This window comes from Streptomyces sp. NPDC059456 (assembly GCF_042750055.1).
Lineage (GTDB): Bacteria > Actinomycetota > Actinomycetes > Streptomycetales > Streptomycetaceae > Streptomyces.
Window position 1 is genome coordinate 1 of sequence record NZ_JBHYVA010000311.1, and the last position, 9,324, is coordinate 9,324.

8 protein-coding genes are annotated in these 9,324 nt (G+C 74.2%); all 8 read left to right on the forward strand.

The window, feature by feature from the left end; translation table 11 throughout:
• The coding region (locus ACFXA3_RS24605) for an ABC transporter substrate-binding protein (RefSeq protein WP_385190184.1) at nucleotides 1-943 on the forward strand (943 nt) is incomplete at its 5' end.
• Nucleotides 940-2,283, forward strand: coding sequence for a lysine N(6)-hydroxylase/L-ornithine N(5)-oxygenase family protein (locus tag ACFXA3_RS24610; protein WP_385190186.1), 1,344 nt, complete (start codon nucleotides 940-942; stop codon nucleotides 2,281-2,283). The genes ACFXA3_RS24605 and ACFXA3_RS24610, both read left to right, overlap by 4 nt.
• A 21-nt stretch (nucleotides 2,284-2,304) precedes the next feature.
• Complete coding sequence (locus ACFXA3_RS24615) at nucleotides 2,305-3,717, forward strand: diaminobutyrate--2-oxoglutarate transaminase family protein (RefSeq protein WP_385190189.1); 1,413 nt, start codon at nucleotides 2,305-2,307, stop codon at nucleotides 3,715-3,717.
• Nucleotides 3,714-5,030, forward strand: coding sequence for a SidA/IucD/PvdA family monooxygenase (locus ACFXA3_RS24620; RefSeq protein ID WP_385190191.1), 1,317 nt, complete (start codon nucleotides 3,714-3,716; stop codon nucleotides 5,028-5,030). The genes ACFXA3_RS24615 and ACFXA3_RS24620 overlap by 4 nt, the downstream gene beginning before the upstream one ends.
• 15 nt (nucleotides 5,031-5,045) lie before the next feature.
• Entirely contained in the window at nucleotides 5,046-5,603 is a 558-nt protein-coding gene (locus ACFXA3_RS24625; RefSeq protein WP_385190193.1) for a cupin domain-containing protein, read from the forward strand.
• The gene (locus tag ACFXA3_RS24630; RefSeq protein WP_385190195.1) at nucleotides 5,600-6,808 is read left to right on the forward strand and encodes an NAD(P)/FAD-dependent oxidoreductase; all 1,209 of its coding nucleotides are present in this window, start codon (nucleotides 5,600-5,602) and stop codon (nucleotides 6,806-6,808) included. The genes ACFXA3_RS24625 and ACFXA3_RS24630 overlap by 4 nt, the downstream gene beginning before the upstream one ends.
• Nucleotides 6,795-7,508 (forward strand): serine O-acetyltransferase EpsC, encoded by a 714-nt coding sequence (gene epsC, locus ACFXA3_RS24635; protein ID WP_385190197.1) that lies wholly within the window; start codon nucleotides 6,795-6,797, stop codon nucleotides 7,506-7,508. The genes ACFXA3_RS24630 and epsC overlap by 14 nt, the downstream gene beginning before the upstream one ends.
• A complete protein-coding gene (locus tag ACFXA3_RS24640; RefSeq protein WP_385190199.1) occupies nucleotides 7,505-9,148 on the forward strand; it encodes a methionine--tRNA ligase in 1,644 nt (547 codons plus the stop codon). The genes epsC and ACFXA3_RS24640 overlap by 4 nt, the downstream gene beginning before the upstream one ends.
• Nucleotides 9,149-9,324: the final 176 nt, after the last annotated feature.

A 9,324-nucleotide genomic window follows, 5' to 3' on the forward strand; every position in this document is an offset into this window, starting at 1 on the left:
TGTGTCACCCACCCACACCCGCGTCGGGGGCGCGCGCTTGCCCGCCGCGACCGCGCGCGACCGGGCGGGCGCCCACCACACCGCCCGGACCCCCCGCGCGGGCCCCGCGGGGGCGCCCGCCCTCGACGGCTTCCTGGAGCAGGAGGGCGCCGGCCTCTTCTACCTGATCCCGTTCTGCCACCGGGCGCCGATGGACTCGCTGGACGCCCGCCGGGCCCGGTCCGCGGCCATCGACCGGCAGGCGCTGATCGACACGTACTTCCAGGGGCGGCGCAGCGCGGCCCACTCCCTGCTGTCCCCCTGGTTCGGCAAGGCCCACACCCCGCTCGCGGAGGCGGCCGCGGATCCGGACGGCGGCTGGTCGGGGTACGACCCGCAGCGGGCGCGTGCGGCGGCCCTGCGGGCGGGCCTGGGGCCCGGCAGCCGCGTCGAGTTCGCGTACAACACCGGTGCCGGGCACGACGACTGGGTCAGGGCGCTGGCCCGCGGCCTGGAGGAGGTCCTGGGCTGGCGGATCGAGCTGCTGCGGACCGACGCCCGCGGGCTGGTCGAGCACCGGACCTCGATCGCGGCGGCCGGTTTCTGCCGGGCCGGCTGGGCCTGTGACTACCCGACGCCGGACAACGTGCTCTTCCCGCTGCTGCACTCCTCGTGCACGGCGCCCGACGCCGAGGGCACGGCCCACGGCGACAACGAAGGCCGGTACGTGAACCCGGAGTTCGACGCCCTGCTGGCGCGCGCCCGGGCCTCGACGGACCCGGCCGAGCGCGCCGACGCCTGGCGCCGCGCGGACCGCGCCGCGATGGCGGACCTGGCGCTGATCCCGCTCTGGTACCGCACCGACCAGCGGGTCCACGCCGCCGGCCGGATCACCGGCCTGCACATCGACTTCGACGGAAATCCCACCCTCACCACTGTCAAGGCAAGGAAGACCACCCGATGAGTGCGAGCACGACTCCCGTCCACGACATCCTCGGCATCGGCTTCGGGCCGGCGAACCTGGCCCTCGCCATCGCCCTGGAGGAGCGCGAGTCGCCGCTGACGGCCCGCTTCCTGGAGGCCCGCCCGAGCCCCGAGTGGCAGCCCGGGATGCTGCTGGACGGCTCCGACATCCAGAACCACCCCAGCCGCGACCTGGTGACCCTGCGCAACCCGCGCAGCCGCTACACCTTCCTGAACTACCTGCACGAGCAGGGCCGGCTGCTGCGCCACCTGAACCTCCCCTCGGAGTTCCCGCTCCGCAAGGAGTACGCGGGCTACATCCGCTGGGCCGCCGGCTTCTTCTCGCACCTGGTCGACTGCAACCAGCGGGCGGCCCGCGTCGAGATCGTCGAGGAGCACGGCGAGCGCGTCTACGAGGTCACCACCATGTCGGGCAGCCGCTACCTGGGCCGCACGCTCGTGATGGGCCCGGGCCGCACCCCGTACGTCCCGGCCCCGTACGACACGCTGCGCACCCCTCGGATCTTCCACCTGACCCAGTACCTGCCGAAGCTGGCGGAGCTGGCCGGCGCGGGCCGCGACCCCGAGTCGGTGGCGGTCATCGGCGGCAGCCAGAGCGCCGTCGAACTCGCCCTCGACCTGCACCGCCGCTTCCCGCGGACCAAGGTCACCACGTACACGCGCTCGCACTCGCTGCGGCTGAAGGACACCAGCCCGTTCAGCGAGGAGGGCTACTTCCCCGAGTTCACCGACTACTACTTCCGGGCGTCCCGCGAGGGCAAGAAGGCCCTGGACGCGTACATGCACGGCACGAACTACTCCTCCGCCGACGGCGACGTGCTGCGCGACCTCTACATGACGATCTACGAGCAGGAGCTCGACGGCGACCAGAAGGTGTTCGTCCGCGGCAACCACGAAGCCGTGGGCGTCGCCCCCGAGACGGGGGACCGGATCGCCCTGGACTTCGTCGAGCGCACCACCGGCGAGCGGATCAGCGAGGTCGTCGACTTCGCGGTCCTCGCCACCGGCTTCCGCAACATGGGCCCCGGCCCGCACGAGGAGCTGTGCCCGCCGCTGATGGCACCGCTCGCGAAGCTCTTCGCCAGCGAGCCGGACGGCCGCCTCCGGGTGTCCGCCGACTACGCGCTCGAACCGGTCGCCGACGGGACCCCGCCGCTCTTCCTGAACGGCCTGTGCGAGTCCAGCCACGGCATCGGCGACGCGGGCTCCTTCAGCCTCCTGTCGCTGCGCGCCGCGACCCTCACCGACGCCCTGACCGCCCGCCTGACGGGCGCCGCCACCACCGCCGCCGACCGCAGCGCCGTACTCGCCGCCGCCTGACCGGAAAGGTCCCCGCTTCCCATGACCGCCACGATCGACACCCCGGTCTCGGCCCCGCGCGCCTACACCACCCCCGTGATCAACGGCCCGCTGCCCGGGCCGCTCAGCGCCGAGCTGCTGGACCGGCAGGCCGGCCGCGAGTCCAACTCCCGCTCCTACCCGCGCAAACTGCCGATGGCGATCCGCCGCGGCCGCGGCTCGTACGTCGAGGACCTCGACGGGAACGTCTTCCTCGACTTCCTCAGCGGCGCCGGCGTGCTCTCCCTGGGCCACAACCACCCCGAACCGCTCGCCGCCGCCCACCGCCAGCTCGACGAGTTCGTGCACGGGCTGGACTTCCCCACCCCGGTCAAGGACGAGTTCACCGACCTGACCATCGGGATGCTGCCGGAGCCGATGCGCGAGCGCACCCGGATCCACTTCTGCGGGCCGACCGGCGCCAACGCCGTCGACGCCGCCCTCAAGCTGTGCAAGACCGCCACCGGCCGCGAGGAGATCATCACCTTCCAGGGCGGGTTCCACGGCGCGACCCTGGCCGCGCTGAGCGTCACCGGGCTCGTCGAGCAGAAGGAGCCGGTCCGCGGCCGGATGCCGGGCGTGCACTTCTTCCCGTACTCCAACTGCCACAACTGCCCCCTCGGCCTCAAGCGGGACAACTGCCAGGTCAACTGCGCGGCGTTCCTGGAGAAGGCGCTGACCGACGTCAACGGCGGGATCACCCTGCCCGCCGCCGTGATCATGGAGCTGGTGCAGGGCGAGGGCGGGGTCATCCCGGCCGAGGTCGAGTTCGTCCAGCGGATCCGCGAGGTCACCCGGCGGCTCGGCATCCCGCTCATCGTCGACGAGGTGCAGAGCGGCTGCGGCCGCACCGGCACCTGGTTCGCCTTCGAGCAGTACGGCATCGAGCCCGACGTCGTGTGCGCCTCCAAGGCCCTGTCCGGCATGGGCCTGCCCGCCTCCGTGATCCTCTACGACGAGAAGCTCGACGTGTGGAAGCCCGGCGCCCACTCCGGCACGTTCCGCGGCAACCAGCCCGCCTTCGCCGCCGGCGTCGCCACCATGAAGGTCGTCAAGCGCGAACGCGTCCTGGAGAACGTCCGGGCCCGCGCCGACCAGCTGATGGTCCACCTCCAGGGCTTGCGCGAGGTCACCCCGTACGTGGCCGACGTACGCGGCCTCGGCCTGATGACCGGCGTCGAGCTGACCGACCCGGAGACCGGGCTGCCCGCCGACGCCCTCGCCAAGCGGGTCCAGTGGGAGGCCGTCAGCCGCGGCCTGATCATCGAACTGGGCGGCCGCGACGACTGCGTCGTGCGCATGCTGCCGCCGCTGAACTGCTCGGCCCGCGAGATCGACCAGGCCGGACGGATCATCCACGAGTCCCTGACGGCCGCCCTGGCCGCGCTCGGCCTGCCCGCCGGCGGTGCCCGGTGACCACGTACGACACCACCGTCCAGGACCTGGTGGTGGCCGGCTTCGGCCCCTCGGGGATCGCGCTCGCCGCCGCCGTCGAGGACCACGACGACGCCTCCGGCACGGCTCCGCTCGCCGCCCGCTACCTGGAGAAGGCCGCCGACTCCGCCTGGCAGCCCAACCTGGTCCTGCCCGGCACCGACATCCAGCACCACTTCCTGCGCGACTTCGCCACCCCGCGCGACGCCCGCTCCCGCTTCACCTTCCCCCACTACCTCCGGCAGAGCGGCCGCTTCTACCCGTTCACGCTGATGGGCGGCTACGTCAGCCGCCTGGAGTGGTCGGACTACGTGCAGTGGGCCGCCGGACAGGTCCGCGGCGCCGTCGACTACCACCGCGAGGTGCTGAGCGTCGAACCCGTCGCCGGCTCCGACGGCCGCGTCCGCACCGCCCGCGTTCTGTCCCGGGACACCCGCGACGGCTCCCTGCACACCGTGGAGGGCCGCAACATCGCCCTCGCCACCGGCCACGAGGCCTACGTACCGGAGCTCTTCCGCCCGCACCTGGGCGAGCGGGTCTTCCACGCCTCGAAACTGCTCCCCGGCCTGGCCGCCCTGGCCGACCGGCCGCTGCGCTCCGTCGCCGTCATCGGAGCCGGGCAGACCGCCGGCGAGATCGTCCTGCACCTGGCCGCGCAGCACCCCGACGCCGAGATCCACTCGGTGGTGCGCCACGCCGGCTTCCGGATGTACGAGCTCGGCCACTTCAGCAACGAGGTGTACTTCCCCGACGAGACCGACTACTTCTACGGACTCGAAGGCGACCAGCGCGAACGCGCCCTGGACCAGGCCCGCGCCACCAACTACGCGGCCGTCGACCCCGACGTCTCCACCGCCCTCTACCAGGCCGTCTACCAGGACCGGTTCACCGGCCGGCAGCGCCTGCACATGCACAAGCGGACCGAGGTCACCGACCTGGACCGGGCCCCGGACGGCCGCGTGCTGCTGCGCACCGCCGAGGTGTTCACCGGCGGGGCCGGCCTGATCGAGGCCGACGTCGTGATCGTCTGCACCGGCTACCGCGAGGCCGCCCTCCCCCGCCAGCTCGCCGCGTTCGTCCCGCACCTGCGCCTCGACGCGCAGGGCCGGCCCGAGGTCACCCGCGCCTACCGCGCCCTCACCACCGACGACTGCGAGGTCGGGATCTACCTCGACGGGCTCACCGAATGGCGGCACGGCATCGGCAGCGCCACCTCCTTCAGCCAGATGGCCGCCAAGGCCGACACCATCCACCGCGACCTGCGCGCCCGCCTGCGCCGGCCCGTCGCCGCCTGATTGGACCCGTACGCGATGCACATCTTCACCGCCCACGAGGACGACATGGTCTTCGAGGAGCCGTACAACGTCAGCGGCCGGCGGATCTTCCCCTGGCCCGAGGCCGTCGAGGAGCCCAACTGGGGCGGCGCCTGGGTGGACGTGGCGCCCGGCGCCACCTCCACCCCGCACGACCACGACGAGAACGAGATGTTCTTCATCGTCGAGGGCAGCGGGGTCATGCGGATCGGCGACGAGACCCGCCGGGTCCGCGCCGGCGAGACCGTGTTCATCACCCCCTTCCAGGACCACGACCTGACCAACGACGGCGACGTACGGCTGCGCTTCGTCACCATCTGGTGGGGCGGCTCCGACGCCGTCGCCCGGGACCGCGCCAAGTGGGCCGCCGCGTTCGGCGTCACGGACCCGGGCCCCGCGGCGGCACCGGCCGAGCGCCCGACGGACCCGGCGGCACCGGCGGCACCGGCGGACCCGGCGGCGCAGACGGCCCCGGCGGACCCCGCCGGGAGCCCGGCCGCCCCGAGCCCGGCCGCCCCGAGCACCGCCGCACACCCCGGGCAGGTCCCGGCATGAGCCCCATCGTCCACGCGCACGCCGACGCCATCGTCGTCGGCGGCGGAGTGATCGGCGCGGCCATCGCGCACCAGCTCGCCCTCGCCGGCATCGGCCGGATCGTCCTGTGCGACCAGGGCCGGGTCAACGCCCAGGGCGCCACCTCCCGCTCCGGCGGACTCCTGCGCCTGCACCACACCTCCGTCGCCGACACCCGCCTCGCCGCCCGCAGCCTGCCCGTCTTCGAGCAGTGGTCGGACATCATCGGCGGCTGCTGCGGCTACCGCCGCACCGGCTTCGTCATGATCGTCGGCGAGAACCACGCCGACGACCTGCGCTACAACGCCGCCGCGTCCGCGGACGCCGCCGGATACCGCCGCGTCGAGGTCATCGACGCCGCCGAACTGAAGGAGATCTACCCCGGGCTGCGCACCGAAGGCGTCGGCCTCGCCGCGTACGAACCCGAAGGCGGCTACGCCGACCCGATGGCCGCCTCCAACGCGCTGCTCACCGCCGCCTACCGGCTCGGGGTCTCCCCCTCCGAAGGCATCCGCGCGGTGAAGGTGCTGGAGAAGGCGGGCACCGTCACCGGCGTCCTCACCTCCATCGGCCGCATCGACGCCCCGCTGGTGGTCCTGGCCGGCGGAGCCTGGGGCTCGGCGCCCGCCGAGTACCTCGGCATCCACATCCCCGTCACCGCGCGCCGGATCGGCCTGGCCCAGGCCGAACTGCCCGGCGCAGGCCGGCGCGGATCGGCCGCCTCCGTACCGACCTGCATCGACGACACCACCGGCAGCTACTTCCGGCCCGACGGCCTGGACCGCTTCTACTTCGGCGTCCCCAGCAAGCCCGACACCGAACTGGGCCGCGACGTGGAGCCGCTGACCGAGAGCGAGCTGGAGTCCGCGATCGCCGCGATCGCCGACCGGGTCCCGGCCGCCGCCACCGCCCCGCTCGCCGGCACCCGCTCCGGCCTCGACGGCTACACCCCCGACAAGCGCCCGGTCGTGGGCGCGGCCGGCCCCGACGGTCTGTACCTGGCCCTCGGCTTCAGCGGCGGCGGCTTCAAGCTGGCGCCCGCCGTGGCCGAACTCGCCGCCAAGGAGATCGTCGAGGGCGGGGCCGTCCCCGGCAAGGCCGTCCAGGAACTGCTGGAGCCGTACCGGCCGCAGCGCTTCCTCGCCGGCCGCCCGATCCGCCCGGAGGCGCCGTATGACCACATGTGAGACCGGCCCGAACGACGCGCTCCGGGAGGGGCTGCGGAACACCGGGCCGCACGACGGGCCGCACGACGGGCCGGCCGAGGACCGGCGGCCGCTGCGCGAGGTGCTGCGCGAGGACGTGCAGACCGTCCTCGACAAGGACCCGGCGGCCGGCTCCCGGGCCGAGGTCCTGCTCTACCCGCACATCCACGCCCTGTGGACCTACCGGCTGGCGCACTGGCTGTGGGGCCGCGGCCACCGGGTCTGCGCCCGCGCCCTGTCCCTGCTGGCCCGCGCCGTCTCCGGCATCGAGATCCACCCCGGGGCGCGGATCGGCCGCCGCTTCTTCGTCGACCACGGCACGGCCGTCGTCATCGGCGAGACCGTCCGGATCGGCGACGACGTGATGCTCTACCACCAGGTCACGCTCGGCTCCGTCGGCTGGTGGAAGGACCTGCGCCGGCCCTCCGGATCCCGCCGGCACCCCGTCGTCGGCGACCGCGTCGTCATCGGCACCGGTGCCAGCGTCCTCGGCCCGGTCACCATCGGCGCCGACTCCCGGATCGGCGCCCACTCGGTCGTCCTCGACGACCTGCCGCCGCGCAGCCGCGTCGTCGCAGCCGCCTCCGCCGCCCTGCCGCCGCTCGACACCGCCGCCCCGGCGGACGCCGCGGCCCTCGACTCCTCCGCCCTGATCCTCCCCGAAGGAACCCACGCGTCATGACCTCCTACGTCGTCACCAGCGCCCCGCCGAACCCGAACGGCGACCTCCACCTCGGCCACCTCTCCGGCCCCTTCCTCGGCGCCGACGTCCTCACCCGGCACCTGCGCCAGCGCGGCCACGACGTGCGCTACGTGGGCTACTCCGACGAGCACTCCTGCTACGTACCGCGCCGGGCCGCCGAGATCGGCTCCACCGCGTACCCGACCGCCAAGCTCTTCGGCGACCGCATGGAGGAGACCCTGTCCCTGGGTGCCATGCACCACGACTGGTTCACCCGCCCGCTCACCGACTCCACCCACACCGAGTTCGTCCAGCGCTTCTTCCTGGAACTGTGGGAGTCCGGCGCCCTGGAGGTGCAGGAGCTGCCCGTCTTCCACTGCGCGCCCTGCGACCGGTACCTGTACGAGGCCGAGGTGCGCGGCGAGTGCCAGTTCTGCGCCGAGCCCTCCGACGGCGTGTACTGCGAGGCCTGCGGCCTGCCCCAGGACCCGGCCGGACTCGCCGCCCCCCGCTGCACCGCCTGCTGGAACACCCCCGGGACCACGACCCTGCGCCGCATCGTGTTCCCGCTGGAGCGCTGGCGCGAGCGGCTCCGGGCGTACTACGCCGACGCGCAGGCCAAGGCCGAATGGCGGCCCCGGCTGATCTCCTACCTGGACGGCCTGTTCGAGCGGGCCCTGCCCGACACCGCGATCAGCCGCGAGGCGGACTACGGCATCCCGGTCCCGCTGCCCGGCTGGGAGGGGCACATCCTCGACACCTGGTTCAGCGGCATCTGGGGCTACGCGGCGGGCACCGCCCGCGTCGCCGGGGCGAACGGCGACCGCTCGCAGTGGGAGCGGCTGTGGACCGACCCCGAGACCCGGATCGTCAACTTCATCGGCTTCGACTGCTCGTTCTCGCACGCCGTGCTGTGGCCGGCGCTGCTGCTCGCCCGGGGCGGGCTGACGCTGCCCGCGCAGGTCGTCATCAACGAGTTCTACCGGCTGGAGGGCGAGAAGTTCTCCACCAGCCGCGGACACGCCATCTGGGGCGGTGAGTTCCTGCGCCGGGTCAACGCGGACGCGCTGCGCTTCCACCTGTGCCTGACGGGCCCGGAGCGGGCGCAGAACAACTTCTCCATGAAGGAGTTCGCCGACACCCTCAGCACCGTCCTCGCCGGCGGGCTGGAGCGCTGGACCGACACCGTACTGGACCTGCTCGCCCAGGACTTCGACTCCGTCGTGCCGGCCGCCGGGCCCGCGGACGGCCCGCTCGCCGCCGAACGCACCGCGCTGCCCGGGCAGATCGCCGCCGCCCTCGGCGCGGAGGCCTTCTCCCCGCAGCGCGCCGCCGACGTGCTCGCCACCGTGATCGAGCGGGCCGACGCCGATCTGCGGGAGCTCGCCCTGCTGCGGGTCTCCGGGCCGCGCGAGGAGTACGCCGGCCGGCTCGCCGCGCACGTGGAGCTGCTGGCCGCGGTCGCGGTCACCGCGGCGCCGCTGATGCCGGGCTGGTCCGCCTTCCTCGCCGGGCACCTGGGCCTGCCGGTGGACCTCGGCACGCGGATGCCCGAGTGGGCCGGCGTGGAGGGGCGGCTGCTGGCGGAGGGCACGACGCTGCCGACCGCCACCCCGCTGTTCTTCCACGAGCTGTCGTGAGCCAGGCCCGGACCGCGGCTCGCGCTGCCGGTCCGGCCGCCGCCGGTGCCCCGGGCCCCGGGCCGCGCCCCGCCCCCCCGGGCCGGGGGGGGGGGGCCGCCCGGGGGCGGGCCGCCCCCGGGGGGGGGCCCCCCGCGGGGGGCCCCCCCCCCCCCCCGGGCCCCCCCCCCCCCCCC